Here is a 26,766-nt window from a genome sequence, read left to right on the forward strand (position 1 = left end):
CCGATACGACGTGTCACGAGAGGGCCTGCATGTTCCCATTGTCGCATATGATGAAGTCGTTCATTCGCAAGGGTCGCCTGACGGTGATCGATGCCGATGGCAAGAGGCACGTTTATTCCGGGACGCCAGGACCGGAAGTGACGATGCGTCTCACCGACAAGAAGCTTTATCGCAGCCTCGTCTTCAATGCCGAACTGGCCGCCGGCGAAGCCTATATGGACGGCACCATGCGCTTCGAGGAGGGCTCCACCCTCCGCGATTTCCTGACGCTGTTTTCGATCAACCGCCTGTCGCTCGGCTCCTACCCGATCCAGAAGTTGCTGCGCGCGGTAAAAATGCGTTTCCGCAAGCGTCAGCAGGCCAACCCCAAGGGCAAGGCCCAGCAGAACGTCGCGCATCACTACGATCTCGGCAACGAGTTCTACAAGCTGTTCCTCGACGAGAACATGCTCTACTCCTGCGCCTACTTCCGCGAGCCCAACGAGACGCTCGAGACGGCGCAGCGCAACAAGCTGAGGTTGCTTGCCTCCAAGCTTTGCCTGGAGCCCGGCATGAAGGTGCTGGATATTGGCTGCGGCTGGGGCGATCTCGCGATGTACTTGGCGCAGCTGGCGGATGTTCAGGTGCTCGGCGTCACGCTTTCCAAGGAGCAGCAGGCGCTTGCCACCGAACGGGCGCGCAAGGCGGGCCTGTCGGACCGGGTGCGTTTCGAGCTCAAGGACTATCGCGATGTGCAGGGGCCGTTCGACCGCATCGTCTCGGTCGGGATGTTCGAACATGTCGGCGTCCATCACTATGACGAGTTCTTCAAGAAGCTGAACGCGCTGATGCCGGACGACGGCCTGGCGGTGCTGCATTCGATCGGCCACATGAGCCCGCCCGGCATGGCGAGCTCGTGGCTTCGCAAGTACATCTTCCCGGGCGCCTATTCGCCGGCACTGTCGGAGGTCTTCGAGGTCGTCGAGCGCAACAGCCTCTGGGTCAGCGATCTCGAATTCCTGCGGGTGCACTACGCGACGACGCTTGCCCATTGGGGCGCGCGCTTCGACGCGAACCGCGACAAGGTGATCGCGCTATACGACGAGCGCTTTGCCCGCATGTGGGAGTTCTATCTGATCAGTGCCGAGATGATGTTCCGCACCGGCAGCCAGCTTGTCTTCCACATGCAGCTGTCGCGCTCGCGTGATGCGGCGCCGATCGTTCGCGATTACATCACCGACCGCCAGCGCGATTACATGGCCCGCGAACAGGCGCTCGCTCTCAACCTTTGAACGGGTGTTCTCCGTCACCTTGCCAGAGTAATCGCTTGTAGTCGAAGCCGAACTCCAGCGTCGGCTTGACGATCGCGAAGAACGGCGAGAGGTCGAAATCCCTGGGCGTGTAGAGCGAATGATGGCGGATATGCAGGATCTCCTCGCGTGAATAGGTCGAGGTCGCGGACGCCCGTCCGGGCGCGCGGGTAACCTCGGGCAGGATCGGATAGCGGATCTGCTCGAAGGCGGCCGCAATCAGCGTCGAGCAGATCGCGCGCGTCGGGTCGCCGGAACCGAAGGCAAGCAGGCGCCGCCGCCAGCGCACCGGAACCGGCGGCGTCGGCATGAAATAGCGCAGCATGTCCAAAATGTTCTTCAGGTCGTATTTCATCCCGAGCCTCGAGATCATGAAGCCGACGAGTGCTGTGCGATCATCCGGCGTCAGCGCGATAGGCCGGCAGATGCGGGTGTTGAACGAGGCGTATTTCTTCAACGGCACGGCAACGCAGCCCTCGCCGATGTTTACCTCGATCAGTTGCGGCCGCTCGATGACGGGTAGTGTCGCCTGATCGAGCGTCAGCGGCATCTGGTCACCGGCAAAGAAGGCGGCATGCGACCAGGTCGATTGCGTCAGATACTTGATCGCTGCCGAAACCTTCTGGTTGCCTTCGATCAGGAGAATGTCGCCCGGGCGCAGCGTGCGCGCCAGCGTTTCCTGATCGGATGGCGTGTAGGGCTCGTAGCCCGACGTCTGCGCCTGCAGGCGTGCGGCGAGCCTGGCGCCGAGACGATCGAGCAGCGTGTCCTTGCTTTCGGAAAGTGGATAGATGGTCCTCATCGAGGCGATCGCTCCGGGGAGGGGATGGGGATTCGAAACTGGCGGGCATGGTGGCCGAGCCGCGACACTCTGTCGAGTGATTGTTACATGATTGCATAGCTTTGGGCTTGACGGTGCGATCCTGCATTTCTATTTTAGAATTATTCTAAAGAAGGTTTCCTCCCAATGTTTTCCCGTCTCTTCTCCCGTTCCAAACGCCCGTTTTTGTCTCTCAGCGAACAGGAAATCCTGGCGCTCGCCATCTCCTCCGAGGAGGACGACGGGCGCATCTATCTCGCCTATGCCGATGCGCTTCGGGCACAGTATCCCCACTCGGCAAAAGTGTTCGAGGAGATGGCGGAGGAGGAAAGCCACCACAGGCAATGGTTGATCGATCTGCACGTCCAGCGCTTCGGCAACCGCATTCCGCTGATCCGGCGCGAACATGTGCGCGACTTCCCCGAGCGCAAGCCTGACTGGCTGATTGCCGAAATGCCGATCGAAAAGGCGCGCGAGGAGGCCGAAGCGATGGAGGAGGCGGCGCACCGCTTCTATGTCGAGGCCGCCACCAGAACCCAGGATGCCGCCACCCGCAAACTGCTCGGCGATCTCGCGATCGCCGAAAAGTCGCATGAATCGCTCGCCCGTCGGCTTGGCGAAGAGCATACGCCTGAGGACGTGCGCGCCGAGGAGGACCAGACCGCGCGCCGCCAGTTCATCCTCACTTACGTTCAGCCCGGTCTCGCCGGCCTGATGGACGGCTCGGTCTCGACGCTGGCCCCGATCTTCGCCGCTGCCTTCGCCACCCAGGATACCTGGCAGACCTTCCTTGTCGGTCTCTCGGCCTCCGTCGGCGCTGGCATCTCCATGGGCTTCACCGAAGCCGCCCATGATGACGGCAAGCTTTCCGGTCGCGGCTCACCGATCAAGCGCGGCCTTGCCTCCGGCATCATGACCGCGCTCGGCGGTCTCGGCCATGCGCTGCCCTATCTGATCCCGCATTTCTGGACGGCGACCGCGACTGCAGCGGTAATCGTCTTCGTCGAGCTTTGGGCGATCGCCTTCATCCAGAACCGCTACATGGAAACGCCGTTCCTCAGGGCCGCATTCCAGGTGGTGCTCGGCGGCGGTCTGGTGCTCGCGGCCGGCATCCTGATCGGCAACGCCTGACGGGCGAGCGGGAGATACGAAAAAGGGCCGGTTCGACCGGCCCTTTTTTGAAACTCTTCTGTCGCCTTGAGGTCAGTTGCCGACCGAGCCGACGAGGACTTCCGCGCCGTTCTGGATGGTGACCCAGCGGCCGCTGTGGTTCGACGCCTGGCGCTTCAGGTAGCGGTAGGGCGTGTTGGTCCAGAGCTTGACGCCGTTTTCGAGGTTATCGAGGATGAAGTCGCCCTGCGAGGTGCGAACGGTCAGAACCGCATGGCCTTCGCCGTCAGGCTTGCGCACCACGGTGATCAACAGGTCGCTTGCCGAGAAGCCCCTGCTCATCAGGCGCTTGCGCTTTTCGAGCACGAAGTCTTCGCAGTCGCCGGCGCCGTCCGGATAGGACCAGACTTCGTCCCGGCCGTGCAGTTCCAGGTCGGTCATCGGCGTGATCTCGCGGTTGACCGCCGCGTTCACCTGCCGGATCGTTGCCCAGCCTCGTTCGGTCACGCGCGCAGCGACGGTTCCCTTGGAGCGTACGTTGCACTCGCTCTTGTACTTCTGGCAGAATTCGTAGTGGCCGATCGGCTGCGAGGTCGCGGAGCCGGTCTGCATCCAGGGAGGCGATCCCGCCTGCGCGGGGATTGCCGTGTTTGCTGAAATGAAAAGTGCGCAGAACGCCGCGATACTTCCCTTAACCCCAGTCCAAGACGCCATACAAGTCCCCTGCGGCGCGGTATGCCGGACGCTCTTTGTCCGGACGCATTCGCGCAATCCTGAGTTGAAGGCAGCTTGTTTAGGTTCGTCCCCGGCGCTGCTCTAATCGTTAATAAAGAGTTAATAACGTCGGGGCTGCGGAGTCAATCTCCGGAATCGGGGCATCGGACTTTATGGTTAAAACCGGAACCGGGCGCACGCGAACGGTTGCGCCGCAGGGGATCTGCGGCACGGGACGGGTTTTGTCCTTGGGATTCGGTCGAAAAGGGAGGGCTATTCCGGCATGGGCTCAGGCGAGCATCGTGCCGATCGCCTGTTTCATTTTAGCAATGTCTTCTTCACGCGAGAGGCGATGGTCGCCGTCGCGAATGAGCGTCATGACGACGTCGTCGGCGGGTAGGTGCTCCATCAGCCGCAGGGCGTGGGAGTAGGGGACATCGGGGTCGCGCATGCCCTGCAGGATGTGCACCGGGCAGCCGGTGGAGATCGTGCCGTCGAGCACCCGGTTGGCCCGGCCGTCCTCGATGAGCGCGCGGGTAAAGATGTTCGGCTCGGGGCTGTATTCGGAAGGCTCCTCGAAATAGCCGCGTTCTAAAAGCGAGGCCCGCTCGGCCTCCGTCAGGTTGGGCTCGATCAGTTCGGCGGTAAAGTCGGGTGCCGGCGCGATCAGGACGAGACCGGCGAGCCGGTTTCCGTCGCCCCGGCGCCTGAGCTCCTGGATGACCCGCAAGGCAATCCAGCCGCCCATCGACGAACCGATCAGCACCACGCGCCCCGGTGCCGCCTGATCGATGACGGCGAGGCTTTCTTCCAGCCAGCGCGAGATCGTGCCGTCGGTGAAGGCGCCGCCGGAGGAGCCATGGCCGGAATAATCGAAGCGCACGCAGCTAGCCCCCCGTTCCATGGCATAGCGCTCGACTTCGACCGCCTTGGTGCCGGTCATGTCCGAGCGGTAGCCGCCGAGCCAGACCAGCGTCGGCTGTCCATCCGTCGGCTTGTCGGCGTGCCGCACGCGCATCGCGATCTTGCGCGCGGCCTCCGCTGCGCCGACCTCGATGAAGCTGATTTCCGTCTCTGCTGGCGTATTCTGCATGCAAATTCTCTCCAAGGGCCCGTTTCGCTGGCGATTTTCTTTCTAAAACAGATTCGTCTTGCTATCGACAGGTGGTGATTTTCCTTGCAAGCCGTGCTATTGACTCTCCCGTCGCAATTCACACATTGCCGTCGGTGACAGATTCAGGCGCTTCGTTTGGGATCGCGCCGGCGAACGAATTAAACAACATTTTTCGAAATAGCTCGAGGAGAGTACGACCATTCGCAGACCGTTCAAAGCGGACGCCCCCGTCAAGGAGGGGCCGCGCTCAAACAAGGAAATCCGGGTGCCCCGGGTTCAGCTTATCGACGCCGAAGGCCAGAACATCGGCGCCGTCCCGATCGACCAGGCGCTCCGTATGGCGGAGGAAGCCGGTCTTGATCTGGTGGAAATCGCGCCGAACTCCGAACCGCCGGTGTGCAAGATCCTCGATCTTGGCAAGCTGAAGTTCGCCAACCAGAAGAAGGCGGCCGAAGCGCGCAAGAAACAGAAGATCGTCGAAATCAAAGAAATCAAGATGCGTCCCAACATCGACACGCACGATTATGACGTGAAGATGCGGGCGATGAACCGGTTCTTCGAGGACGGCGACAAGGTCAAGGTCACGCTGAAGTTCCGCGGTCGCGAAATGGCCCACCAGGAACTCGGCATGAAGCTTCTGCTGCAGGTCAAGGACGACACCCAGGCGATTGCCAAGGTGGAAGCCGAGCCGAAGCTCGAAGGCCGCCAGATGATGATGGTTCTCGCGCCGCGCTAAGCGCGTGCCGCCCATCCGTCGAGATTACGAAAGCCGCCTCCGGGCGGCTTTTTTCGTTTGCGGGATCCTTCGGGCTTTGCTGACAGAATGCTGACAATCGCCCTCAGCGAGCTGTCAGGCGTCCCGTGCCATTCTCTCCGCATCGCATCGGGAGAAGGAGCCGAGATCATGACTTCAGTACTGCGCAAGGCCTTGCTCGTTTCTACGGTCGCCGTCTGCGGCCTCGTTTCGGCGCCGATTGGCGCTTCCCTCGTTGCCACCGGAGCGTCGCATCCCTTCTCGACCATGGCGCTCGCCGACGATGACGATGACGGTGACGATAACGGCGGTCGTGGTGGCGGCAATGACGACCGCGACGACGATCGGGACGACGGTCGTCACAACGATCGAGACGATGACGATGATCGTGGCCCCGGTCATCGCGACGACGATGATGATGACCGCTTCGACGACATCGACGACGACTTCGACGATGCCCGAGATGATCATGAGATTGAACTGCGGGTGACCGACGAAAATCTCCGGGGCCTGCGCAATGGTTCGCTGGTTGCCGTCGACAATCTCGGCCGGGTGCTCGAGGTCGAGGTGGAATACGAACATGGCGTTCGCGTCGTGACGGTCGAGCCGCACGACAGCGATATCCGCCGCAATCCGGGACCGGTCGGCAGCGTCTCCATCCGGCCGGCATTCTGATCAGGTCACAATTTGCCCGGCGCATTCGCCCCACACCATGCGCCGGAGCGATGGTCGGCCGTCACCAGCCCGCCCGGCGGCCCGACCCGGCAAGCGCATGCCCCCTGTGCCCGAAACGGCGCCGGGGGCATGCGCGTCGCTGGCGTTCTCGTCAAGGCTGGCATAGGCTCGCCCCGAACGATGCCCGCGGCGTCGCCGCAGACGAAGCACCTGGCGGATGCTTGCGCAAGCGCATTTGGAAGGACCCGACGCTGAGGAGCAGTTGCGACAGGATGAAGCCATGGCGATGACACGACGAGACCTGATCGCGCTCTTCTGCTGCTCGCTCCTGCTTTCGCTCGCGCCGCAGCCCGGCGGCATGGCGGCTCTCGCCAAGGATGACGACGACGATGATGACGGTGGCTCGCATGGCGGTGGCGGGCACGGCAACGACGATGACGACGATGATGACGAAGACGATGATGATGATGATGACGACGAAGACCTAGGGCCGGATGATGCCGGCGGTATCCGTCGAAGCGATCAGGAGCGGGCGCGCGACGGCGTCGAAAAGGGCGACATCCTGCCGCTGAAGGAGGTTCTCCGGCTGGTCGACGAAGACAGATACGGCCAGGTCATTGCGGTCGATCTCAAGCGATCGGGTGGCAGCGAGATTTACCGGCTCCGCACCCGCGACGAGCAGGGCACGATCCGCAACCTGCGCATCAATGCTCGAACCGGCAAGTTCGTGAACATTTTCGGGTTCTAGAGGAACGACATGCGGATTCTTCTGGCGGAGGACGATCCCAACATCGCGGCCCATGTGGCAAGCCGGCTGGAGGCGGAAGGCTACGGCGTCGATACGCTCACCCATGGCCCGGATGTCTGGGAGCAAGGGGAGAGCGGTAACTACGCCCTGGTCATCCTCGATCTCGGCCTGCCGGGCATGGACGGGCTGTCGATCCTGAAGCGTTGGCGGCAGGCGGGGCTGGAGACGCCGGTTCTGGTTCTGACGGCGCGCGGCTCTTGGATGGAGCGCGTCGACGGTTTCGATGCCGGGGCGGACGACTATCTGCCGAAACCCTTTCGGGCCGAGGAGCTTCTGGCGCGGCTGCGCGCCCTTCTGCGGCGCGCCGGTCCGCGTGTTGCGTCGGTGCGTGCTGCCGGACGCTTCACCCTCGACGAGGCGGGGCGCCGGGTGACCTTCGACGGGCTGCCGCTCGACCTCAGCCCGCTCGAATACCGCATGCTTGCACTGTTCGTGGAGCGCAAGGGGCAGGTTGTCACGCCGCTCGAGCTGGCAAGCCACGTTCAGGGCCGCGACGATGATGCCGCCAAGAACGCAGTGGAAGCGATGATTGCCCGTCTGCGCAAGAAGACGGAGAGCGGTGCGATCGAAACGCGGCGTGGATTTGGCTATGTCCTGCCGGACGGTGGCGCATGATCCGCTCGTTGCGGCTGAGGCTGGCAATCGGCGCATCGGTCGCCATCTGCCTGGTTCTGCTGGTGGTCTGGCTCTCCTTGAGCCGGCTTTTTACCGACTACGTTGCCGGGCGCTACCGCGCCGAAATGGCAACGCTCGTCGATACGGTTGCCGCCCAGGTGCGGGTGCGCAACGGTGAATTGGTGCTGCCGCGCGCGCCGGCCGATCCGCGCCTGAGCCTGCCGGCCGGCGGCCGCTACTGGCAACTCAACCGCGACGGCGGCACTCCTTTGCGTTCGCGCTCCCTGTGGGACACGGTGATCGATGCCGATCGACCGTCGGCGCCGCACCACCTGGGCTTCCTCGAAGCGGAGGGGCCGGACGGCGCGCCGATCCTTGTCTACCGCCAGGCCCTGACGCTTGGCGAAGGCGCGGATGCCAGGCAGTTCGCGGTTACTGCCGGCTTTGCGCGCAGCGAACTCGATGACGCTCTTTCCGCCTTTCACGGCCGTATCCGGCTGATGCTGCTGGCGACGGCCGTCGTGCTTGCCGGCGCCGCATTCCTGCAGGGTGCCCTCGGCCTTCTGCCACTGGTGCGGCTGCGGGAACGAGCCGCCCGCGTCCGGTCGGGCGAGGAGAAGGATTTTGGCCTGGCCGGGCCGCGCGAGGTGCAGCCGCTCGTCAGCGAAATCAATCTACTGCTTGCGGAGCGCGCGACCGCGCTGGCGCAAGCCCGGGCGCGCGCCAGCGACCTCGCCCACGGGCTGAAGACGCCGCTGACGGTGCTGGCGCAACTCGCCGAAGGCCTGCCGAAACACCAGCGCGACATCGCGCTCGAACAGGTCGACCTCGTACGCCAGCGAGCCGACCGCCAGCTTCAGGCGGCCCGCATGGGCGTCGAGCGCATGGCAACGACCTTGCTCGCCGATCTCGGCAACAAGCTGGTCAGCGTCCTGCGTCCCGTGACCGCGGAGCGCGACGTCGTCTGGGAGGTCGACATCGATCCGTCGATTTCACTCGACGTCGACCCGGCCGACCTTGCCGAATGTCTCGGCAATCTGCTCGACAATGCCGCCAAATGGGCGCGGGCACGGATCCGCCTATCGGCCGAGGTGGTCGACGGGCGCGTGCGGATCACGGTCGGTGACGATGGGCCGGGGGTTGCCGAGGGCGACCGCGAGCAGGCGATGCGCCGCGGGGGGCATAGTGCCAATGCAGCGCCGGGCCACGCCTCCGGCAATGGCCTGGGGCTTGCGATCAGCGCCGATATAGCGGAGGCCTATGGCGCGACCATGTCGCTCGGGCAGTCGGCCCTGGGCGGTCTCGAGGTCGCACTGATCTTCGACGTCGGCGGCGGCAGCCGGCGCCCGCGCGATCCGACCTGAGGCGCAATGCGTCGTCGCAAAAAAAAGCGGCATGCGCAGGCGGCGAGGGCACTGGATCGCCGCTTGCAGCCCGCTCTTTCGATTCCCCAGTTGCGCTTTTCGGGATGTGCGGTTATAAGCCCCCGTCCGAACGGTCCGGCAGGGCATGCCGTGGCCGTTCTTAACGCTGGAAATGGACCTCGTCTGTCCGTTTCGATTCTTAAGAACAATGGAGTAGCAAAATGCCCAAGATGAAGACGAAATCGTCTGCCAAGAAGCGGTTCAAGATCACCGCGACCGGCAAGGTTCGTGCAGCAGCTGCTGGCAAGCGCCACGGCATGATCAAGCGTTCCAACAAGTTCATCCGCGACGCACGTGGAACCATGGTTCTCGCGGAGCCTGATGGCAAGAAGGTCATCAAGAACTACCTGCCCAACGGTCTCTAAGACTTTCAGGCATATTGGACACGTTAAGGAGATCATGACATGGCACGTGTAAAACGCGGCGTAACCGCTCACGCCAAGCACAAGAAGACGCTCAAGGCAGCCAAGGGCTTCTATGGCCGTCGCAAGAACACCATCCGCGCCGCCAAGGCAGCGGTTGACCGTTCGAAGCAGTTCGCTTACCGCGACCGCAAGGTCAACAAGCGCAACTTCCGCGCTCTCTGGATCCAGCGTATCAACGCTGCCGTCCGCGAATTCGGCCTGACCTACGGCCGCTTCATCGACGGCCTGAACAAGGCTGGCATCGAAGTTGACCGCAAGGTTCTGTCCGACATGGCTATCCATGAGCCGGCAGCATTCGGCGCCCTCGTCGAAGCTTCCAAGAAGGCGCTCGCCTATCTCAAGGAAGCCGGCACGGCAAACGAGTTTGAAAGCGCTGTTCGTTAAGCCAGCGTTTTCCCAAAATCGTTTTTGAAATTAGTTGGGAAACCCGCGCTGGCAGGGCTGGCGCGGGTTTTTCTTGTTTTACGGGACGAAAGTGTACCACGATCGAAGGGGACCATGCGCGGTCCCGGAGCTTGATGACGACGATATGACGTCTCTGCTGGCAGCGCTTGCAGCCGGCCGGGAGCGCGTTGAGCGCTGCGAGCTCAAGGATCGTATGGTCTGGATCAAGCGCTATCGTCGTCAGGGCCCTCGTCTTTGGCTGCGCACGCAAGCCTTTGTCGCGCGGATTTGTGGCCTTCCGGTGCTGTTGCCGTCCCCGCTTCTCGACATCGAGGGCATGATCGAGCGCGAAGTTCGCCAGATCGCGACCTTCTCCGCGGCCGGTTTCATGACGCCCGAGGTCGTCTACCGTGGGCCGAAGGTGCTGGTTCTCTCCCATCTTGGTCTGCCGGTCAGCAAGCATATGGGGCCGCTGCGCAACAGCGACGCCGCCGCGCACGATCAGCTGCTGGTGCGCTGCGCTGCGGAACTCGGGCGCCTGCACCGCGCAGGTCTCTGCCACGGACGTCCGCATCCGCGCGATTTCATCATCGACAACGGCGAATTCGGCTTCCTTGATTTCGAGGAGGTGCCTGCGAGCGTCATGCCGCTGGCGACCGCCCAGGCGCGCGACCTCTGGCTCCTGTTCCTGCAGGTGGCGAGCCGGGCCGTGCAGCCGGAAACCCCGGCCGCGGCCTTTGCCGCCTGGAGGCGCGCAGCGCCGGCGGAAGCCAGCCGGGCGCTCACCGAAATCATGCCGCTCTTCATCCGCTTCCTGCCGCTGGCGCGCTTCGTCCTGCGCTTCCGCAAGGGCAACGATATCATCCGTTTCATCGCTGCGACGGACTATCTGGCGGGTGCAACGCGATCACATTCCTGAAGACAAGAACCGATATAGAACCGAACCCATTCCCGCATCGAGGCAGGACAGAATGAGCGAACTGGAAACACTGGAACGGACACTCCTGGCGGACATCGACGCCGCCGGCGACGAAGGATCGATCGAGGCGGTGCGCGTCAACGCGCTCGGCAAGAAGGGCTCGATCTCCGAGCTCCTGAAGACGCTCGGCACCATGACGCCGGAAGAGCGCCAGACCCGCGGCGCGCAGATCAACGCGCTGAAGAACACGGTCGCCGAAGCGATCGCCGCCCGCAAGTCGGCGCTGAAGGACCAGGCGATCGCCGAGCGCCTGGCGCGCGAGACTGTCGATATCAGCCTGCCGGTCCGCTCCTCGCCGGCCGAGCGCGGCCGCATCCACCCGATCAGCCAGATCGTCGACGAGATCACCGCGATCTTCGGCGACATGAGCTTCTCGATCGCCGAAGGTCCGGACATCGAGACCGATTACTACAACTTCACGGCGCTGAACTTCCCCGAAGGTCATCCGGCCCGCGAGATGCACGATACGTTCTTCTTCAACCCGGATGAGAACGGCGATCGCAAGGTGCTGCGCACGCACACCTCGCCGGTGCAGATCCGCACGATGGAAGCGCAGAAGCCGCCGATCCGCATCATCATCCCCGGCAAGACCTACCGCCAGGATTCGGACGCGACCCACTCGCCGATGTTCCATCAGGTCGAAGGCCTGGTCATCGACAAGGCGGCCAACGTCGCCAATATGCGCTGGGTGCTGGAAGAATTCTGCAAGGCCTTCTTCGAGGTGGACCAGGTGACGATGCGCTTCCGCCCGTCCTTCTTCCCCTTCACCGAGCCGTCCTTCGAGGTCGACATCCAGTGCGACCGCTCCGGCCCGATCGTGAAGTTCGGCGAAGGCACCGACTGGATGGAGATCCTCGGCTGCGGCATGGTGCACCCGAACGTGCTGCGCTCGGGCGGGCTCGATCCGGACGAGTACCAGGGCTTCGCCTGGGGCATGGGCCTCGATCGCATCGCCATGCTGAAATACGGCATGCCGGACCTGCGCGACTTCTTCAACGCCGACGTTCGCTGGATGACCCATTACGGCTTCCGCCCGCTGGACATGCCGACGCTGTTCGGCGGTCTCTCGGCCTGATCGCGCGTAGATATTTAGGACACAGGTGAAATCATGAAATTCACGCTTTCCTGGCTCAAGGACCACCTTGAAACCGACGCTTCGCTGGAAGACATCTGCGCGCGCCTGACGATGATCGGGCTCGAAGTGGAAGACGTCGACGACAAGGCCGCCTTCAAGCCCTTCGTCATCGCCAAGGTCGTTTCGGCCGAGCAGCATCCGAACGCCGACAAGCTGCGGGTACTGATGGTCGACACCGGCGCCGGCGCTCCGATCCAGGTCGTCTGCGGCGCACCGAATGCGCGCGCCGGCCTTATCGGCGCCTTTGCAGCCCCCGGTACCTATGTTCCCGGCATCGACGTGACGCTCGCCGTCGGCACCATCCGTGGCGTCGAAAGCCGCGGCATGATGTGCTCGGAAAAGGAACTGCAGATCTCCGAGGACCACAACGGCATCATCGACCTTCCGGCCGACGCACCCGTTGGCACCAGCTATGCGGCCTATGCCGGCCTCGACGATCCGATGATTGAGATCAACCTGACGCCGAACCGGCCGGATTGCACCAGCGTCTACGGCATTGCCCGTGACCTCGCCGCTTCCGGCCTCGGCACCTTGAAGGCGCGCAAGGCGCCGGCCTTCAAGGTGGAAGGCGACACGCCTACCAAGCTGACGCTCGATCTCGGCGAAGACAGGCATCTCTGCCCGGGCTTCTCGCTGCGCCTGGTGCGCGGCGTCAAGAACGGCCCGTCGCCGAAGTGGATGCAGCAGCGCCTGCTGGCAATTGGCCTCCGCCCGATCAATGCGCTGGTCGACATCACCAACTACATGACCTTCGACCAGGGCCGGCCGATGCACGTCTTCGACGCCGCCAAGGTCGAGGGCAACCTGACGGTCCGCCGCGCCAAGGACGGCGAGACGGTGCTGGCGCTTGACCAGCGCGAATATAAGCTCGGTCCCAACAACGTGGTCATCGCCGACGAAAAGGCGATCGAGTCGATCGGCGGCGTCATGGGCGGCGAACATTCCGGCTGCGACGAGAACACCACCGACGTCCTGATCGAATCGGCTCTCTGGGACCCGATGAACATCGCCAAGACCGGCCGCACGCTCGGCATCATCACCGATGCGCGCTACCGCTTCGAGCGTGGCGTCGACCCGGAATATATGGTGCCCGGTCTCGAGCGCACCACCGAACTGGTGCTCGAGCTTTGCGGTGGCACCGCCGCCAAGGCGGAAGTGGTCGGTTATGCCGGCCATGAGCCGAAGATCGTCGACTTCCCGGTTTCCGAAGTGAAGCGCCTGACGGGCCTTGAGGTTTCCTCCGAGGAAAGCGTCTCGATCCTGAAAAAGCTCGGCTTCGGCGTGGAAGGTTCTGGCGACCGCTTCAAGGTGTCGGTTCCTTCCTGGCGTCCCGATGTCGACGGCAAGGCCGATCTCGTCGAAGAGGTCATGCGCATCCACGGCGTCGACAACATCGTTGCTGCCCCGCTGCCGAGCCATGGTACCGTCAACGGCAAGATCCTGACGACGCTGCAGATCCGCACGCGCCTTGCCAAGCGCGCGCTTGCCAGCCGCGGCATGCTCGAAGCCGTTACCTGGTCGTTCATCTCCGAAGAGCAGGCAAAGCTCTTTGGCGGCGGCGCACCGGCACTGAAGCTTGCGAACCCGATTGCCTCCGACATGTCGGACATGCGCCCGTCGCTGCTGCCGGGCCTTTTGACGGCTGCCCAGCGCAATGCCGACAAGGGTTTCGGCGACGTCGCGATCTTCGAAGTCTCCGGCACCTATGAAGGCGATACGGCGGACGCGCAGCGCCGCGTAGCCGGCGGCATTCGTCGCGGCACGGCTTCCTTGAACGGTGCAGGTCGTCTCTGGTCGAACGCCGCCAAGGGCGGCGGCAAGCCGGTCGACGTGTTCGACGCCAAGGCCGACGCGATTGCCGTGCTCGAAGCCTGCGGCGTGCCGATGGGCAACGTCCAGTTCGAGCCGGGCGGTCCCGCTTGGTATCATCCGGGCCGCTCCGGCACGATCAAGCTCGGCCCGAAGATCATTCTCGGCACCTTCGGCGAGTTCCATCCGAAGACGCTGGAAGCGCTCGACGTCTCCGGCGCACTCTGCGGCTTCGAGATCTATGTCGATGCCATGCCGGAGCCGAAGAAGAAGGCGACCCGCACCAAGCCGGCGCTCGATCTCTCGCCGTTCCAGGCGGTCAAGCGCGACTTCGCCTTCGTTGTCGACAAGGCGGTGGAAGCCGGCGCAATCCTGCGCGCCGCTTCGGGTGCCGACCGCAAGCTGGTGACCGGCGTCAGCGTCTTCGACGTCTTCGAGGGTTCGTCGCTCGGCGAAGGCAAGAAGTCGATCGCCATCGAGGTGACCATCCAGCCGGTCGAGCGTACGCTCACCGACGAGGATTTCGAGGCGCTCACCGCCAAGATCGTCGCCAATGTGACGAAGACGACCGGCGGCGTACTGCGCGCCTGATCCGATCGACAAAACGGATACCGAAAGGGCCGCTGCCACCGCAGCGGCCCTTTTCGTTGCGGCCTATTGCGCGCGCTGCATCAACTCGATGCGGTTGCCGAACGGGTCGTTGACATAACATCTGCGGTAGCCGGCAAGCGGCTCGTCCTCGGCGATCGTCACGCCGCCGGCTTCGAGCCTGAGGATCATCCGCTCGAGATCGTCGACCAAAAAGGCCGGATGGGCCTTGCGCGCCGGCACGAAATCCTGGTCGATGCCGAGGTGCAGGCGGATGCTGCCCCGCTCGAACCAGCAGCCGCCACGGCCAAGCAGATTGGCGGGCTTGGCGACCTCCGTCAGCCCGAGCAACCCGCCATAGAAGCCGCGCGCCAAGTCTTCGCCGCCTTCCGGTATCGCAAGCTGCACATGGTCGATGGCAAGCAGCCGGCCGGTCGATGTGGACTCGGGTCCGCCGTCCGTCACTGCGCGTGCAGGTGATAGATCTTGTTGACGATCAGCCAACGGCCGTCGATCTTCACCAGCGACAGGTAATCGGAGAAGCGCTCTCCGGCGAAGCTGTCGATGACCTTCACCGTGGCGGCGTCGCCGGTGATGTCGATCATCTGCACGTCCATTTCCGGCTGTGTTCCGGGTGGTGCCGCACCGGTATCGAGGATCGCCTTGATGAAGCCGTCACGCGTCATCCATTCGAGCGCGCCCTGGTAGTTGCCGATGATCGCCGCATCGGGATGGAACGCCTTGCGCAGCGCCCCTTCGTTGGCAAATGCCATGCCGTCCACATAGAGGTGCACCACTGCACTGATCGCCTGCTCGTCGGACATCCCGCTCCTCCCCAGTTGCTTGTTGCTCAGAGGTAGTGCGTTCAGCGGGAATTTCGATGGGCATTCTCTCCGCTGCGGGAGCGGAGAGAAATTTTGGCTCAACGATTGGTGAGTGCCAGCGAGGCGTCGGTGTAGCGTTTTCCTGCGACCAGGGTCGGCGAGAGTGCGTCGGACAGCCGGGTGGTTTCTTCGACCGTGAGCCGGATTTCCGCAGCGGCGGCGTTCTGCTCCAGATGGTCGAGCTTGCGGGCACCCGGGATCGGCACGATGAAATCGCCTTGGTTGATGACCCAGGCGAGCGCCAGCTGGGCGGCGGTCACGCCCTTCTCCTCGGCCAGCGCCTGCAGCGTCTCGACCAGTCGGACGTTGGCGTCGAAGTTCTCCGCCTGGAACCGCGGCAGCGAGCGGCGAAAATCGTCGGCTTCCAGATCCTCGGCTTTGCGGATCGCGCCGGTCAGCATGCCGCGTCCAAGCGGGCTGTATGGCACGAAACCGATGCCGAGTTCGCGGCAAGTGGCAAGCACGTCTTCTTCCGGATCGCGCGTCCACAGCGAATACTCGCTCTGCACCGCGGCGATCGGATGAACCTTGTGGGCGCGGCGGATGGTGGCGGCACTCGCTTCCGAGAGACCGAGCGCGCGCACCTTGCCCTCGCGCACCAGCTCGGCCATGGCGCCGACGGTGTCCTCGATCGGTACGTCAGGGTCGACGCGGTGCTGGTAGTAGAGATCGATGACATCTGTGCCGAGCCGCTTGAGCGAGGCTTCCGCTACCGCCTTCGCATGCTCCGGCCGGCCGTCGACGCCCCTGATCGCCTGGACGCTCGGCACGCCGGTCTCGATGCGGAAGCCGAACTTGGTGGCGATGACCACCTTGTCACGCACCGGGCCGAGCGCCTTGCCGACGAGCTTTTCGTTCTCGAAGGGACCATAGACTTCGGCCGTGTCGAAGAAGGTGACGCCGAGATCGACGGCGCGCTGCAGCGTGCGGATCGATTCCGCTTCGTCCGCAGCGCCATAGGCGAAACTCATGCCCATGCATCCAAGGCCGATGGTGGAGACGGTAAGCTCACTTCCGAGTTTGCGGGTCTTCATGTCGTGTCCTTTATGGCTGCCATGCGTCGGAGCTAGCGCGTTGGGAGCGCACGTCTATCGTCCGAGGCATGAAATGGTGGGTGGCACCGCCGCCCACGCCCTTTTGTGGCGGCGCGACGGGTTCCTCTGCCTCATCGCCAGACGAGCTCCTCGCTTCGTCCTGACGCTGGCGACATGTGAAGAATAGGGCTCGATGGGGCGGCTGAAAATCACTGTCAATTCTCACGGGCTGTTCTATTATTTCGATCAATGAACAGAACACAGCTCTCCCAACTCGCGGTATTGGCCGCCGTCGCCGCCCACGGCAGCTTTCGTGGTGCCGCGCGCGAACTGGGCGTCGCACCTTCGGCCGTCAGCCACGCCGTCGGCAGCCTCGAGGCGAGCCTCGGCATTCGTCTGCTTGCCCGCACCACCCGCAGCGTCGCCCCGACGGAGGAGGGGCGCCGGCTGCTCGAACGGTTGGCGCCGGCGCTCGACGAGATCGCCCATGCACTGGAGGCAGCCGCCGACGCCCGCGAGCGCCCGGCCGGCAATCTGCGCATCACCGCACCGCGGTTCGCTGCCGATCTGATCCTGGCGCCGCGCCTGGGCGCCTTCCTGGATCGGTATCCCGAGATCGTGCTCGAAATCGCCAACGAGGACGGCTTCACCGATATCGTCGAAGAAGGTTTCGACGCCGGCATCCGGCTCGGCGAGAGCCTGGAGGCCGACATGATCGCGGTGAAGGTCGGCCCGGAGCTGGAAAGCGCCGTCGTCGCGTCTCCCGAATATTTCCAACGCTATGGCCGGCCGCAGCACCCGCGCGACCTCGCGCAGCATCGCTGCATCCGCCGGCGCTTCTCCAACGGCACGCTCTATCGCTGGGAATTCGAGAAGCATGGCGAGGAATTGACGGTATCGGTCGAGGGACCGCTGATCCTTGGCGAGGACCGGCCGATCATCAAGGCGACAATGGGCGGCGCCGGTCTCGCCTATCTCTTCCTCTCACGGGTCGAGACCGCGATTGCCGAAGGGAAGCTGGTGCGCGTCATGGAGGACTGGTGCGCGCCCTATGCCGGCCCCTATCTCTACTATCCGAGCCGCCGGCAGATGCGGCCGGCACTGCGCGCTTTCATCGACTTCTTCCGGCACAGCGGATAGCAGCCGGCGCAAAATCGGGTGGCGGGACGGGACCGGATCTGGAATGCCATTGGTTTCGTGTCTTGATGAGAGGAAGGCCTATGAAAAAGCCCGGTTCGATGAAGGGTCTTGAAGATCTCGGCCGGGTGCGGCTTTCTCGAAACTTCTTCTTTCGCGATTTCCTGCATTCGGAAATCGCCGACTTCTACCGTATCCCGAACATTCCCGATGATCCGGATCTGGCGATCGAGGCCGGGCGGCGTCTCTGCGAGGAACTGCTGGAACCGCTGGAAGCGACCTTCGGCCGCCTCGTCATCCGCTCGGGCTACCGCAACCGCGCCGTCAACGGCTTCGGCAATGCCAATGGGCTCAACTGCTCGACCAATGCGGCCTCTGCCGCCGACCACATCTGGGACATGCGCGATGCCGACGGGTGCATCGGCGCCACCGCCTGCATCGTCATTCCCTGGGTCTGGGATCGACGCGGCGAGATCGGCGGCTGGCAGTCGATCGCCTGGTGGATCCACGACCATCTGCCCTACGCCTCGCTCTGCTTTTTCCCAAAGCTATGGGCTTTCAACATCCAGTGGCACGAGCGGCCGGCGCGCCGGATCATGAGCTTCGTCGAGCCGCGCGGTGTCCTGACCAAGGCCGGCATGGAGAACCAGGCCGGCCGCCACGCCGAGGCCTATGCCGGGTTTCCGGATTTGAGGGCCGCGCCGATATTCACCTTGTAGCGCACGTGCTCGTCGGTGCCGGAGTAGCGGTCATAGAGCCGCCGCGCCGTCGCATTGTCGGCCTCGGTGTACCAGTAGAGCCGGTCCCAGCCCTTCTCCTCGCAATGCGCAATGAGACCGTCGATCATCGCCCGCGCCACGCCCTGGCCGCGCGCTGCAGGATCGACATAGAGATCCTCGATGTAGCATATCGACCGGCGAAAGAAGGTGGCGAGCTGCTCCTGGCAGATCGCAAAGCCGACCACCTGCCCGTCGAGCATCGCCAGCCGCGCAAAGAGCGGTGCGGCGGGATCCATAAGCCTCTTCCAGGTGAGGTCGATGATGTCTTCGGCGAGATCGGTGCCGGAAAAGGCGACATAGCCAGCCCAGAGGCGGCGCCAGTCCGCCTCGTCGCCGCCAGTCGCGGCGCGTATCGTCAATGCCATTGTGTGGTTTTTGCTCCCGTCACTCACCGACGTCGTTGAGTTTTTGCACCGCCTCGTCCGACAACTTGAGTTCCGCGGAGCGAATGAGGCTTTGCAATTGCTCAAGGCTGGTGGCGCTGGCGATCGGCGCTGTGACGCCCTTGCGTGTCCGGATCCAGGCGAGCGCGATTTCCGCCTGGGTCGCGCCCGTGTCGGCCGCGATGTCGTCGAGAACGCCAAGGATGCGCATGCCGCGTCCGTCGAGATATTTCTCGACTCCGCTGCCGCGCACGGAGCCTTCGAGGTCCTTGTGGGTGCGGTATTTCCCCGAAAGGAAGCCCCGCGCCAGCCCGAAATAGCTGATGACGCCGATCTCCTCGGCGATGCAGAGGTCGCGCAGCGGTCCTTCGAATGCGTCGCGGTCGTAGAGATTGTATTCCGGCTGCAGCACCTGATAGCGGGGCAGGCCCTGGTTGGCGGACACGTCGAGCGCCTCGCGCAGTTGCAGCGAGTTCAGGTTGGAGGCGCCGATCGCCCGCACCTTGCCTTCGGACAGCAGCTGGTCGTAGGCCGCAAGCGTCTCCTCGTAAGGCGTGTCGGGGTCTGGCCAGTGCGAGAGATAAAGATCGATATGGTCGGTCTGTAGCCGCTTCAGCGAATCTTCGACCGCCTGCAGGATCCAGCGGCGCGAAAGCCCCTTGCGGTCGGGGCCGAGCTCCGAGCCGACCTTGGTGACGATGACGGCCTTGTCGCGCGACCGGCCCGACTGTTTCAGCCACTTGCCGATGATCGTTTCGGACTCGCCGCCCTGATTGCCGGGCGCCCAGGAGGAATAGACATCGGCGGTGTCGATGGCATTGAAGCCGGCATCGAAAAAGGTGTCGAGCAGCGCGAAAGAGGTCTTCTCGTCGGCGGTCCAGCCGAAGACATTGCCGCCGAAGACGAGGGGCGCGATTGTCAGGTCGGTGCGGCCAAGTCTCAGTTTTTCCATGGTTTCGCTCCATTGGACTGGATGAGGGCATGTTGCGATCGGGAGGATTGCGAAGGAAAGATAGGGCAGAAAAGCTGACATTGTCACCCGCCTTTCGGCAATTTTCTGCACGTCGTACTTCTTCGCCAAACCGCTCACTGCCGCTTGCTAGGTACGTACCTCGGCGCTAGTCTCTGCCACCAAATCAGGGAGCCTTGTCATGTTACGTTTCGGAATTCTGTCCACGGCCAGGATCGGCCGCGACCTCGTCGTGCCGGCCATTCAGGATGCGGAAAACGCCGTCGTCTCGGCTGTCGCCAGCCGCGACTTCGCCAAGGCCCGGGCAATGGCCGATCGCTTCTCCGCGCCGCACGCCTTCGGTTCCTACGAAGAGATGCTCGCTTCCGATGTCATCGATGCGGTCTACATTCCGCTGCCGACGGCGCAACATGTGGAATGGTCGGTCAAGGCCGCCAATGCCGGCAAGCATGTGCTTTGCGAAAAGCCGATTGCCCTGCGCGCCTCTGAGATCGACCAGCTCATCGCCGCACGTGACCGCAACGGCGTCGTAATCGCCGAAGCCTTCATGGTCACCTATAGCCCGGTCTGGCGAAAGGTCCGCTCCCTAATCGCCGAAGGCGCGATCGGCCGGCTGCGCCACGTCCAGGGCGCTTTCACCTATTTCAACCGCGACCCCAACAACATGCGCAACATCCCGGCGCTCGGTGGCGGCGGCCTGCCGGATATCGGCGTATACCCGACGATCACCACCCGCTTCGTCACGGCCAAGGAGCCGGTGCGCGTTCAGGCAAACACCGATCGCGATCCGGAATTCGGCACGGATATCTATTCGAGCGTGCGCGCCGATTTCGGCGACTTCGAGCTGAGCTTCTACATCTCCACCCAGTTGGCGGCCCGCCAGGTCATGGTCTTCCATGGCGACAAGGGCTTCATCGAGGTGAAGTCGCCCTTCAACGCTGACCGCTATGGCCGCGAGGAAGTGGAGTTGACGAACCAGAACCACGCCCAATCCCAGCTTTTCCGCTTCCAGGACGCGCGCCAGTACAAGCTCCAGGCGGAGGCTTTCGCCCGCGCGGCCAAGGGCGAGGACGAGGAAGTGGTGACGCTGGAAAACTCCCGCCTCAATCAGAAATTCATCGACGCGATCTACCGCGCCAGCGCCAAGGACGGTTGGGAGACCATCTGATCAACGGAAAGGGCCCGCTGGTTTTGCCGGCAGGCCCCTTCCTCTTCATCTCCAGCGATCATCCCGTCAGGCAATCGCTGCCTGTTCCCGCGCAAGGCCGCGCAGCTTGAAGATCAGAAAGTCGGCGACCGTGATCAGGCCGATGACGATGAAGCCGATACCCGCGACAGTGAGGAACGGGTAAGCCGCGACCAGCAGTGCTACGCTTGCCACCTGCCAAAGGATGTCGCCAGCGATGCTGACGCGTGCCGCTGCTGCGACCGGCCCGCCGTTGCGCGCCGCGGCAAGGTGGAAGATCCCCCAAAATACCAACCCGACGCCGAGGATCTTCATCATCGGCGCTGTCGCGGCGGGGCTGAAGAGCGAAGCAAGCGGGGCGGCAAAAAGGATCAGCACGGCGCCGACGGCAAGAGAGTAGACGCCGTCGGCAAGGAAGGTCTTGTTGAGCAGGCTGCGGTTCGAGAGGTTCATCGTCGGCTCCATCGGTTTGTCGATGACCGGAGATTGCCGGTTCGGTGTCATCAAACCAATTACCTCTGAGGTAATGGATTTTACGACCGGCGCGCGCCACTCTCCGGCAGAACGGAGAATCACGATCCATGCAGTTTGGTGAACATCTGAAGGAATGGCGCGGGCATCGCCGCATGAGCCAGCTTGATCTTGCGGTTGCCGCCGGCATCTCGGCGCGCCACCTGTCCTTTCTCGAAACCGGCCGCTCGAAACCGTCGGAGGGCATGATCCTGCGGCTGGCCTCCGTGCTGGAAGTCCCCGCTCGCGACCAGGGCACGCTGTTTTCGGCAGCCGGCTATCGACCGCGCATGGCGACGCGGCCCGCCGCCGGGCTGGACGCCATGCCGCCGGTCGTTGCCAATGCCATCAGGCTGATCCTGGCGCGCCACGATCCCTATCCGGGGCTGGTGCTCGATCACGAGTATACGCTGCTGGTCGTTAATCCGGCGCTGGCGAGCTTGGCGGTTGCCGCCGACATTCCGTTCCAGCCCGGCGAGAACTTTCTCGACACGTTTCTCGGTGACGACAATGTGCGCAAGCTGGTCGTCAACTGGGAGGCCGCGGCCGCCGATCTGGTGCAGCGGGTCAGAACCGAAGCCTGGCTGCAGGGTCCCCGCAGCCGCCTCGGCAAGCGCCTGGAAAAAGCGGCGTCCAATCCGGCCGTGGCGCGTGCGACCGAAAACCATCCGGACACTGACCGGTTGCCGGTGCTGCCGATCGAGCTCGACATCGGCGGCTTGCGCTTAAGCTTCATCACCACGCTTCAGACCTTCGGCTCGACCCAGGATGCGCTGGTCGAGGGGGTGCTGATCGAATCCTTCTTTCCGGCCGACGAGGAGACCAGGGCGTTTTTCGAACGCAAGGGATGATCGGCTATCGGTCGCGCTCCAGGCCGATGGCAATCGCGCCGCAAATCATCAGCGCGACGCCCATGTTGTAAGCGCCGATCGCTGCCGCCGCCTGGATCCAGTCGCCGTTTGCGCCGGCAAGCGCCAGCAGCCCCGTGCCGGCGAACAGGCAGGCGCGGGCGGATTTGAGGCCGCATACGGCAATGCCGAGGACGAAGGATGCGGTGACGATCATGAGGCCCGCTTATCCCCTTAGGAGTTGATGATGATCATGCCGCTGATGATCAGCGCGGCGCCGAAGGCGTAGCGCAGCGTCACCGCCTCGCCGAGAAAGACGGCGGCAAGCAGCGGCACGATGCAGAAGGTAAGCGCCATGAAGGAATAGGCGATCGTCAGTGGCACCGACTTGATCGTGAAGATCCAGATGATCGTGCCGATGCCATAGACGGCGAGCGCAATCAGCAGGGTGGGGCTGAGGGCCAGAGCCAGGAGCCCCTGGGCACTGGCATTCCCGGTCTTCGCGCTTGTCAGCTTGAAGAGGATCTGCCCGGCCGAGATCAGCACCGGCGTGAAGAACAGCCCGAACCAGACGGTGGGCGTGAGATTGAGGTTCATCGCCATGCCTCACTCCGCCGCGGCAGTTCTGTCTTCGCAATAGAAGATATCGCGGCCGATATCGACGCATGTGTGCTCGGCCGGAACGGGATGCATCGCCCGCAGGAAGGAGTGGGTATAGGGAAAGAAATTGAAGTGCGGATTGAAGGTGTAGCGGTACTCGCGCTCGCGCGGCACGACGATGATCAGGCGCCGGCGAGTGACCCGGCGAAGCTCGGCGATCGCCTTGCGGTAGTCGAGAATGTGCTCGATCACATGCGTGCAAACGACCGTGTCGAATTCGCCGTCCGCAAAGGGCACGTCCTCGATCATCGCGGCGTGATATTCGATGCCTTCGATCCGGGCCGCATCGTCGATGGCGAAGTCGACACCGGCGAGGCGTTTAAGGTCGGGCTTGGCTTCCCGGATACGCTTCAACAGAACGCCGGTGCCGCAACCGACGTCGCAGACGCTGTCGCCGACGACGCTTGCCGCGATCTTGCGCACGCAGGCTTCGGAATTGTCCGTTCCCTCGTGCACTCTTGGGTGCTGCCGGTAGAGGTCCTCGTACTCGTTCGCCGACAGGAACGGCGCCCGTGCGCGAAAGTCGGCGAGATGGGCGATGTGCTTGCCCCAGGCGAGGCTCGCCATACCCTTGAACAGGCGCGAATCCCTGAGGATCGGCGGCATGACGTCTTCGATCAGGAAGCGTATGCGGTTGGTCGTTTCCCGGTTCATCCGCGGCGCTCCCGCACAATGCGTGGTGCCGACTGCAAGCCGGCTTCCTGGTCCTCGCCCCGGGGCAGAGCGACGCCGCTATCGACCTTCTCCAGCGGCGCAGCCCGTACCGGTGTCGCGATGTAGTGCAGCCGGAGCTGCTCGGTGCGGGCGCGCGAGACCGAATCGAGGATCAGGCCTGCGGTGAACATGATGATCGACATCATCAGCATGGCCAGCGCGAGGACCCAGGTCGGCATGCGCGGCACGAGGCCTGTGGCGAAATATTCGAGCAAGACAGGCATCATGAAGCCGATGCTCGTCGCAAAGAACGCCATGGCGATCACGCCGAAGAACGTGAAGGGCCGCGTTTCTTTCATGAGCATGGCGAAGGTCCAGAGGATCTTGGCGCCATCCTTGTACGTCGACAGCTTGGAATGGGAACCTTCCGGGCGCCGGCCATAGTCCAGTTCAAGCTCCGCGACCGGCAGTTTGAGACGCGAGGCATGGACGGACATCTCCGTTTCGATTTCAAAGCCGTTGGAAATCGCCGGGAAGCTCTTGGCGAAGCGGCGCGAGAGCACGCGGTAACCGGAGAAGATGTCGTTGAAATCGGTACCGAAAATTTCCCGGTACAGAATGTTGAAAAGCCTGTTGCCGAAGGCGTGACCCTGCCTGCCGGCATCGTCGTGAACGCCGCGCCGCGTGCCGACGACCATGTCGGCGCGCTCGGTGATCAAGGTGCGGATCAGGTCTTCCGCATCGGTCGGGCAATAGGTGCTGTCGCCGTCGGCCATGACATAGATGTCGGCGTCGATATCGGCGAGCATGCGGCGCACCACGTGCCCCTTGCCCTGCCGGCGTTCACGTACGACGGTCGCGCCGGCAAGCATCGCCTTCAACGCCGTGCCGTCGGTCGAGTTGTTGTCGTAGACGTAAATTCGCGCCGTCGGCAGTGCCGTCTGGAAACCCTCGACCACCTGTCCGATGGTCGATGCTTCGTTGTAGCAAGGCAGGAGAACGGCGATGTTGAAGCGGTCGAACATCAAGGTGGCTCGGTTGCTGTTGGATCGCGCCATCATAGGATCAGGGTGTTAACAAGACGCCAAGGTGCGCCGCGCGGGCCGGTCGAAGCGACCGGCCTCGCCGCCGCGCGCTTTACGCTTTCTTGATCGCAGGGACGTAAGATCCACGCGATCTAGTGGGCGGGAACCTATGTCGAGCGGAATGGCGGCACTACCGGAAATGGCGACTACGCCCAGGCAGCGGCGGCTCTCGTCGAGCCTGCTTGGGATGGTGCTCGCCTATGGCGTGCCCACGGTTCTTTTCCTCGTCACCCAGTTCATGCGGGCGCCGGATTATCTCGGCCGCGACAATGACGATGCCATGCGCCTGGTCGAGGTGCGCGACCTCCTCGCCGGACAGAGCTGGTTCGACCTCACCCAGCCCCGCCTGGGGCTCGAGGGCGGAACGCTGATGCACTGGTCGCGCCTGATCGATCTGCCGATCGCCGGGCTCATGTCGATTTTTCGGCCTTTTGTCGGCGTGGAGCAGGCGGAAGTCCTGGCGCTTGCGATCTGGCCGATGGCGCTCGCGGTCGGGCTGCTTGCGGCGATGGGGCTCGCCGGACGCCGTGCCGGCGGCACGGTCGCCATGCATTTCTGCCTGGGGCTGACCGCGATCTTCATCGCCACCTCGAACCGTTTCCTCGGGGGCGCCATCGATCACCACAATGTGCAACTGGTGCTGGCCGCGGTCATGGCGGCGATGCTCGTCGATCGACGGTATCGTGCCCTAAATTATGCGCTTGCGGGAGCGGCGGCCGCACTCGCGATCGCCGTAGGTGCCGAAACCACGCCACTCGTGGCGGTCGTCTGCGCAATCGTTGCCTGCCAGTGGCTCTGGGCCGGCCAGACGGCCGCGCGTTCGACCGTCGCCTTCGGCCTGTCGCTGACAGCCGGCCTCAGCGTCATCTTCTTTTCGACCGTGCCGCCGCGCCTCTATTTCGTCGCGACCTGCGACAATCTCTCGATCGCCTTCTATTCGCTGGCGCTGACGGGAGGCGTCCTCCTCGCGCTCGCCGCCGCCACTGTCAGCCACCGCGCGCCAGCGCTGCGCTTCGGCGCGCTCGCTCTCTGCGGTCTCGTCGTCGCCGCGGTCGCCCTGTCTGTGGCGCCGCAATGCCTCGGCAATCCACTGGCCGGTCTCGATCCGCTGCTCATCGAGCTCTGGCTCGACCATATCTCCGAAGCCCGTTCCGTCACGCTGATCGCTGTGCAGGAGCCGACCAATACCGGCGCCTACTATTTCACCGGCGCCTTTGCCTCGGCCATCTGCCTCTGGCGCATCTTGCGTCGCGACCGGATCGATCTCCATCTGGTGCTCCTTGCCTTGGTGCTTTCGAGCCTGGCGATCGCCCTCGTCCAGGTCCGCGGCATGGCATTTTCCAACCTGCTCGCCATCGTGCCGATGGCCCTGCTGCTTACCGACCTGCGTGCGCGGTCGAGCGGCGGAACGGCTGGCGCCCGCGCCTCCCTTCTCTATGTCGGAGCACTGCTCGTTTCCGTTCCGGCGATGTGGGCCGTTGCCGGAACGCTTGCGGAAAAGGGGATCAGCGGGTTTGCTGCCGCGGAAGCAGCGGTCACGAACGGCGAGGCGTGCCTGACCGACGCCGCCCTTGCCGATATTGGGCGGCTGGCGCCGTCGCTGGTCGTCGGACCGTCGGATATCGGCGCGACGCTGCTTCGCCGCACCGAACACCGCGTGCTCAGCGCGCCCTATCATCGCAATGCCGCCGGCATGCTCCGCGAGCTGAAGATCGGCCTGGCCGAGCCTGGAGCCGCCGCCGTTCTGTTGCGCCAGCTCGGGCAGCCAGTGCTCGCCTTCTGCGCCGTTGACGCTCAAACGCAGGTCATAGCTGCCCGCGCTCCGCGTGGTCTCTATGCGGATCTCGCCGCCGGGCGCGTGCCGGCATTCCTGTCGCCCCTGCCGGTTTCGGAAGGCTCGCCCATCCGGCTCTATATGCTTGCGCCTTGAGCGCCACGCCCCTGGCGCGTGGAAAGCGTGAGGGATGTGCTGGCCTTCGGCGAAGGGTGCGGT

The 26,766-nt window shown here is 63.8% G+C and carries 31 protein-coding genes; 17 read left to right on the plus strand and 14 right to left on the minus strand.

Annotated elements, in window-relative coordinates; translation table 11 throughout:
• The first annotated feature begins 29 nt into the window (after positions 1–29).
• Positions 30–1,271, plus strand: a complete 1,242-nt coding sequence (locus FA04_RS19070; protein WP_029742429.1) for an SAM-dependent methyltransferase — start codon at positions 30–32, stop codon at positions 1,269–1,271.
• Here the strand turns inward: FA04_RS19070 and FA04_RS19075 are convergent.
• The gene (locus tag FA04_RS19075; protein ID WP_034804665.1) at positions 1,261–2,091 is read right to left on the minus strand and encodes a C40 family peptidase; all 831 of its coding nucleotides are present in this window, start codon (positions 2,089–2,091) and stop codon (positions 1,261–1,263) included. The genes FA04_RS19070 and FA04_RS19075 overlap by 11 nt on opposite strands.
• A gap of 165 nt (positions 2,092–2,256) precedes the next feature.
• Between FA04_RS19075 and mbfA the strand changes: the two genes are divergently transcribed.
• Positions 2,257–3,240 carry an iron exporter MbfA gene (gene mbfA / locus FA04_RS19080; RefSeq protein ID WP_029742431.1) on the plus strand — a complete coding sequence of 328 codons (984 nt, stop codon included), beginning with the start codon at positions 2,257–2,259 and terminating at the stop codon, positions 3,238–3,240.
• A gap of 72 nt (positions 3,241–3,312) precedes the next feature.
• On the opposite strand, the gene FA04_RS19085 is transcribed toward mbfA, so the two are convergent.
• Positions 3,313–3,933 (minus strand): transglutaminase-like cysteine peptidase, encoded by a 621-nt coding sequence (locus tag FA04_RS19085; protein ID WP_029742432.1) that lies wholly within the window; start codon positions 3,931–3,933, stop codon positions 3,313–3,315.
• A 289-nt stretch (positions 3,934–4,222) separates the two neighbouring features.
• Positions 4,223–5,026 (minus strand): alpha/beta hydrolase, encoded by an 804-nt coding sequence (locus tag FA04_RS19090; RefSeq protein WP_034804664.1) that lies wholly within the window; start codon positions 5,024–5,026, stop codon positions 4,223–4,225.
• Between the two features lie 220 nt (positions 5,027–5,246).
• Between FA04_RS19090 and infC the strand changes: the two genes are divergently transcribed.
• Positions 5,247–5,783 (plus strand): translation initiation factor IF-3, encoded by a 537-nt coding sequence (gene infC, locus FA04_RS19095; RefSeq protein WP_034804663.1) that lies wholly within the window; start codon positions 5,247–5,249, stop codon positions 5,781–5,783.
• 174 nt (positions 5,784–5,957) lie between these two features.
• Here the strand turns inward: infC and FA04_RS35240 are convergent, their stop codons facing one another.
• A complete protein-coding gene (locus FA04_RS35240; protein WP_034804662.1) occupies positions 5,958–6,272 on the minus strand; it encodes a hypothetical protein in 315 nt (104 codons plus the stop codon).
• Positions 6,273–6,287: 15 nt separating this feature from the next.
• Here FA04_RS35240 and FA04_RS35245 point away from each other — a divergent pair, with 15 nt between their 5' ends.
• The 9 genes from FA04_RS35245 (at position 6,288) to pheT (ending at position 14,646) form a co-directional block, all read left to right on the plus strand.
• Positions 6,288–6,476: a hypothetical protein gene (locus tag FA04_RS35245; protein ID WP_029742436.1), complete on the plus strand. Its 189-nt coding sequence runs from the start codon at positions 6,288–6,290 to the stop codon at positions 6,474–6,476.
• A 280-nt stretch (positions 6,477–6,756) separates the two neighbouring features.
• Positions 6,757–7,224, plus strand: coding sequence for a PepSY domain-containing protein (locus tag FA04_RS19110; RefSeq protein WP_051659683.1), 468 nt, complete (start codon positions 6,757–6,759; stop codon positions 7,222–7,224).
• A 9-nt stretch (positions 7,225–7,233) separates the two neighbouring features.
• Positions 7,234–7,899, plus strand: a complete 666-nt coding sequence (locus tag FA04_RS19115; RefSeq protein ID WP_034804661.1) for a response regulator transcription factor — start codon at positions 7,234–7,236, stop codon at positions 7,897–7,899.
• Positions 7,896–9,263 (plus strand): sensor histidine kinase, encoded by a 1,368-nt coding sequence (locus FA04_RS19120; RefSeq protein WP_051659682.1) that lies wholly within the window; start codon positions 7,896–7,898, stop codon positions 9,261–9,263. The genes FA04_RS19115 and FA04_RS19120 overlap by 4 nt, the downstream gene beginning before the upstream one ends.
• 221 nt (positions 9,264–9,484) lie before the next feature.
• Positions 9,485–9,688 carry a 50S ribosomal protein L35 gene (gene rpmI, locus FA04_RS19125; protein ID WP_025425550.1) on the plus strand — a complete coding sequence of 68 codons (204 nt, stop codon included), beginning with the start codon at positions 9,485–9,487 and terminating at the stop codon, positions 9,686–9,688.
• Positions 9,689–9,727: 39 nt separating this feature from the next.
• Entirely contained in the window at positions 9,728–10,132 is a 405-nt protein-coding gene (gene rplT, locus FA04_RS19130; RefSeq protein ID WP_029742440.1) for a 50S ribosomal protein L20, read from the plus strand.
• Positions 10,133–10,277: 145 nt separating this feature from the next.
• On the plus strand, positions 10,278–11,051 hold the full coding sequence (locus FA04_RS19135; protein WP_051659681.1) for a BUD32 family EKC/KEOPS complex subunit: 774 nt from the start codon (positions 10,278–10,280) through the stop codon (positions 11,049–11,051).
• A gap of 52 nt (positions 11,052–11,103) precedes the next feature.
• Complete coding sequence (gene pheS, locus FA04_RS19140) at positions 11,104–12,186, plus strand: phenylalanine--tRNA ligase subunit alpha (protein WP_034804648.1); 1,083 nt, start codon at positions 11,104–11,106, stop codon at positions 12,184–12,186.
• Positions 12,187–12,219: 33 nt separating this feature from the next.
• Complete coding sequence (gene pheT / locus FA04_RS19145; RefSeq protein ID WP_034804645.1) at positions 12,220–14,646, plus strand: phenylalanine--tRNA ligase subunit beta; 2,427 nt, start codon at positions 12,220–12,222, stop codon at positions 14,644–14,646.
• 63 nt (positions 14,647–14,709) lie between these two features.
• Here pheT and FA04_RS19150 read toward each other — a convergent pair whose 3' ends face one another.
• The 3 genes from FA04_RS19150 to FA04_RS19160 form a co-directional block, all read right to left on the minus strand.
• The gene (locus FA04_RS19150; RefSeq protein WP_051659680.1) at positions 14,710–15,108 is read right to left on the minus strand and encodes a VOC family protein; all 399 of its coding nucleotides are present in this window, start codon (positions 15,106–15,108) and stop codon (positions 14,710–14,712) included.
• The gene (locus FA04_RS19155; RefSeq protein ID WP_034804642.1) at positions 15,105–15,467 is read right to left on the minus strand and encodes a nuclear transport factor 2 family protein; all 363 of its coding nucleotides are present in this window, start codon (positions 15,465–15,467) and stop codon (positions 15,105–15,107) included. Before FA04_RS19155 ends, FA04_RS19150 begins: the two co-directional genes overlap by 4 nt.
• 98 nt (positions 15,468–15,565) lie before the next feature.
• Positions 15,566–16,561, minus strand: a complete 996-nt coding sequence (locus FA04_RS19160) for an aldo/keto reductase (RefSeq protein WP_034804639.1) — start codon at positions 16,559–16,561, stop codon at positions 15,566–15,568.
• A gap of 249 nt (positions 16,562–16,810) precedes the next feature.
• Between FA04_RS19160 and FA04_RS19165 the strand changes: the two genes are divergently transcribed.
• Together FA04_RS19165 and FA04_RS19170 are read left to right on the plus strand one after the other, a co-directional pair.
• Positions 16,811–17,701: a LysR family transcriptional regulator gene (locus FA04_RS19165; protein ID WP_034804636.1), complete on the plus strand. Its 891-nt coding sequence runs from the start codon at positions 16,811–16,813 to the stop codon at positions 17,699–17,701.
• Between the two features lie 80 nt (positions 17,702–17,781).
• Positions 17,782–18,417 (plus strand): hypothetical protein, encoded by a 636-nt coding sequence (locus FA04_RS19170; protein WP_034804634.1) that lies wholly within the window; start codon positions 17,782–17,784, stop codon positions 18,415–18,417.
• Here FA04_RS19170 and FA04_RS19175 read toward each other — a convergent pair.
• Together FA04_RS19175 and FA04_RS19180 are read right to left on the minus strand one after the other, a co-directional pair.
• On the minus strand, positions 18,369–18,842 hold the full coding sequence (locus tag FA04_RS19175; protein WP_034804631.1) for a GNAT family N-acetyltransferase: 474 nt from the start codon (positions 18,840–18,842) through the stop codon (positions 18,369–18,371). The two genes, FA04_RS19170 and FA04_RS19175, sit on opposite strands and share 49 nt — an antisense overlap.
• Positions 18,843–18,861: 19 nt before the next feature.
• Positions 18,862–19,812 (minus strand): aldo/keto reductase, encoded by a 951-nt coding sequence (locus FA04_RS19180; protein WP_034804629.1) that lies wholly within the window; start codon positions 19,810–19,812, stop codon positions 18,862–18,864.
• 199 nt (positions 19,813–20,011) lie between these two features.
• On the opposite strand from FA04_RS19180, the gene FA04_RS19185 reads away from it, so the two are divergent.
• The gene (locus FA04_RS19185) at positions 20,012–20,998 is read left to right on the plus strand and encodes a Gfo/Idh/MocA family protein (RefSeq protein WP_029742452.1); all 987 of its coding nucleotides are present in this window, start codon (positions 20,012–20,014) and stop codon (positions 20,996–20,998) included.
• Between the two features lie 66 nt (positions 20,999–21,064).
• Here the strand turns inward: FA04_RS19185 and FA04_RS19190 are convergent, their stop codons facing one another.
• Positions 21,065–21,520 (minus strand): hypothetical protein, encoded by a 456-nt coding sequence (locus tag FA04_RS19190; RefSeq protein ID WP_051659679.1) that lies wholly within the window; start codon positions 21,518–21,520, stop codon positions 21,065–21,067.
• A 77-nt stretch (positions 21,521–21,597) separates the two neighbouring features.
• On the opposite strand from FA04_RS19190, the gene FA04_RS19195 reads away from it, so the two are divergent.
• A complete protein-coding gene (locus FA04_RS19195) occupies positions 21,598–22,377 on the plus strand; it encodes a helix-turn-helix domain-containing protein (protein ID WP_034804627.1) in 780 nt (259 codons plus the stop codon).
• A gap of 4 nt (positions 22,378–22,381) precedes the next feature.
• Here the strand turns inward: FA04_RS19195 and FA04_RS19200 are convergent, their stop codons facing one another.
• From FA04_RS19200 to FA04_RS19215, 4 genes are read right to left on the minus strand one after another with little or no spacing between them, the layout of a single operon-like run.
• Entirely contained in the window at positions 22,382–22,591 is a 210-nt protein-coding gene (locus FA04_RS19200; RefSeq protein WP_034804625.1) for a hypothetical protein, read from the minus strand.
• A 17-nt stretch (positions 22,592–22,608) separates the two neighbouring features.
• Positions 22,609–22,977, minus strand: coding sequence for a DMT family transporter (locus FA04_RS19205; protein ID WP_234798717.1), 369 nt, complete (start codon positions 22,975–22,977; stop codon positions 22,609–22,611).
• A 3-nt stretch (positions 22,978–22,980) separates the two neighbouring features.
• Entirely contained in the window at positions 22,981–23,688 is a 708-nt protein-coding gene (locus FA04_RS19210) for a class I SAM-dependent methyltransferase (RefSeq protein WP_034804623.1), read from the minus strand.
• Positions 23,685–24,746: a glycosyltransferase family 2 protein gene (locus FA04_RS19215; RefSeq protein ID WP_049811024.1), complete on the minus strand. Its 1,062-nt coding sequence runs from the start codon at positions 24,744–24,746 to the stop codon at positions 23,685–23,687. The genes FA04_RS19210 and FA04_RS19215 overlap by 4 nt, the downstream gene beginning before the upstream one ends.
• Positions 24,747–24,882: 136 nt before the next feature.
• On the opposite strand from FA04_RS19215, the gene FA04_RS19220 reads away from it, so the two are divergent.
• Complete coding sequence (locus tag FA04_RS19220) at positions 24,883–26,703, plus strand: hypothetical protein (RefSeq protein WP_034804621.1); 1,821 nt, start codon at positions 24,883–24,885, stop codon at positions 26,701–26,703.
• Positions 26,704–26,766: the final 63 nt, after the last annotated feature.

Origin of the sequence: Ensifer adhaerens (assembly GCF_000697965.2) — a bacterium.
GTDB lineage: Bacteria > Pseudomonadota > Alphaproteobacteria > Rhizobiales > Rhizobiaceae > Ensifer > Ensifer adhaerens.

Excerpts from the sequence above, each read along its gene's own strand:
- FA04_RS19070 (WP_029742429.1), top strand. The coding sequence starts at position 30 with ATGTTCCCATTGTCGCATATGATGAAGTCGTTCATTCGCAAGGGTCGC.
- FA04_RS19075 (WP_034804665.1), bottom strand. The coding sequence starts at position 2,091 with ATGAGGACCATCTATCCACTTTCCGAAAGCAAGGACACGCTGCTCGAT.
- mbfA (WP_029742431.1), top strand. The coding sequence starts at position 2,257 with ATGTTTTCCCGTCTCTTCTCCCGTTCCAAACGCCCGTTTTTGTCTCTC.
- FA04_RS19085 (WP_029742432.1), bottom strand. The coding sequence starts at position 3,933 with ATGGCGTCTTGGACTGGGGTTAAGGGAAGTATCGCGGCGTTCTGCGCA.
- FA04_RS19090 (WP_034804664.1), bottom strand. The coding sequence starts at position 5,026 with ATGCAGAATACGCCAGCAGAGACGGAAATCAGCTTCATCGAGGTCGGC.
- FA04_RS35240 (WP_034804662.1), bottom strand. The coding sequence starts at position 6,272 with ATGATCATCTCGGGCATCGTCGAAGTCGTCGTCGATGTCGTCGAAGCG.
- FA04_RS19110 (WP_051659683.1), top strand. The coding sequence starts at position 6,757 with ATGGCGATGACACGACGAGACCTGATCGCGCTCTTCTGCTGCTCGCTC.
- FA04_RS19115 (WP_034804661.1), top strand. The coding sequence starts at position 7,234 with ATGCGGATTCTTCTGGCGGAGGACGATCCCAACATCGCGGCCCATGTG.
- FA04_RS19120 (WP_051659682.1), top strand. The coding sequence starts at position 7,896 with ATGATCCGCTCGTTGCGGCTGAGGCTGGCAATCGGCGCATCGGTCGCC.
- rpmI (WP_025425550.1), top strand. The coding sequence starts at position 9,485 with ATGCCCAAGATGAAGACGAAATCGTCTGCCAAGAAGCGGTTCAAGATC.
- rplT (WP_029742440.1), top strand. The coding sequence starts at position 9,728 with ATGGCACGTGTAAAACGCGGCGTAACCGCTCACGCCAAGCACAAGAAG.
- FA04_RS19135 (WP_051659681.1), top strand. The coding sequence starts at position 10,278 with ATGACGTCTCTGCTGGCAGCGCTTGCAGCCGGCCGGGAGCGCGTTGAG.
- pheS (WP_034804648.1), top strand. The coding sequence starts at position 11,104 with ATGAGCGAACTGGAAACACTGGAACGGACACTCCTGGCGGACATCGAC.
- pheT (WP_034804645.1), top strand. The coding sequence starts at position 12,220 with ATGAAATTCACGCTTTCCTGGCTCAAGGACCACCTTGAAACCGACGCT.
- FA04_RS19155 (WP_034804642.1), bottom strand. The coding sequence starts at position 15,467 with ATGTCCGACGAGCAGGCGATCAGTGCAGTGGTGCACCTCTATGTGGAC.
- FA04_RS19160 (WP_034804639.1), bottom strand. The coding sequence starts at position 16,561 with ATGAAGACCCGCAAACTCGGAAGTGAGCTTACCGTCTCCACCATCGGC.
- FA04_RS19165 (WP_034804636.1), top strand. The coding sequence starts at position 16,811 with ATGAACAGAACACAGCTCTCCCAACTCGCGGTATTGGCCGCCGTCGCC.
- FA04_RS19170 (WP_034804634.1), top strand. The coding sequence starts at position 17,782 with ATGAAAAAGCCCGGTTCGATGAAGGGTCTTGAAGATCTCGGCCGGGTG.
- FA04_RS19175 (WP_034804631.1), bottom strand. The coding sequence starts at position 18,842 with ATGGCATTGACGATACGCGCCGCGACTGGCGGCGACGAGGCGGACTGG.
- FA04_RS19180 (WP_034804629.1), bottom strand. The coding sequence starts at position 19,812 with ATGGAAAAACTGAGACTTGGCCGCACCGACCTGACAATCGCGCCCCTC.
- FA04_RS19185 (WP_029742452.1), top strand. The coding sequence starts at position 20,012 with ATGTTACGTTTCGGAATTCTGTCCACGGCCAGGATCGGCCGCGACCTC.
- FA04_RS19190 (WP_051659679.1), bottom strand. The coding sequence starts at position 21,520 with ATGACACCGAACCGGCAATCTCCGGTCATCGACAAACCGATGGAGCCG.
- FA04_RS19195 (WP_034804627.1), top strand. The coding sequence starts at position 21,598 with ATGCAGTTTGGTGAACATCTGAAGGAATGGCGCGGGCATCGCCGCATG.
- FA04_RS19200 (WP_034804625.1), bottom strand. The coding sequence starts at position 22,591 with ATGATCGTCACCGCATCCTTCGTCCTCGGCATTGCCGTATGCGGCCTC.
- FA04_RS19205 (WP_234798717.1), bottom strand. The coding sequence starts at position 22,977 with ATGGCGATGAACCTCAATCTCACGCCCACCGTCTGGTTCGGGCTGTTC.
- FA04_RS19210 (WP_034804623.1), bottom strand. The coding sequence starts at position 23,688 with ATGAACCGGGAAACGACCAACCGCATACGCTTCCTGATCGAAGACGTC.
- FA04_RS19215 (WP_049811024.1), bottom strand. The coding sequence starts at position 24,746 with ATGGCGCGATCCAACAGCAACCGAGCCACCTTGATGTTCGACCGCTTC.
- FA04_RS19220 (WP_034804621.1), top strand. The coding sequence starts at position 24,883 with ATGTCGAGCGGAATGGCGGCACTACCGGAAATGGCGACTACGCCCAGG.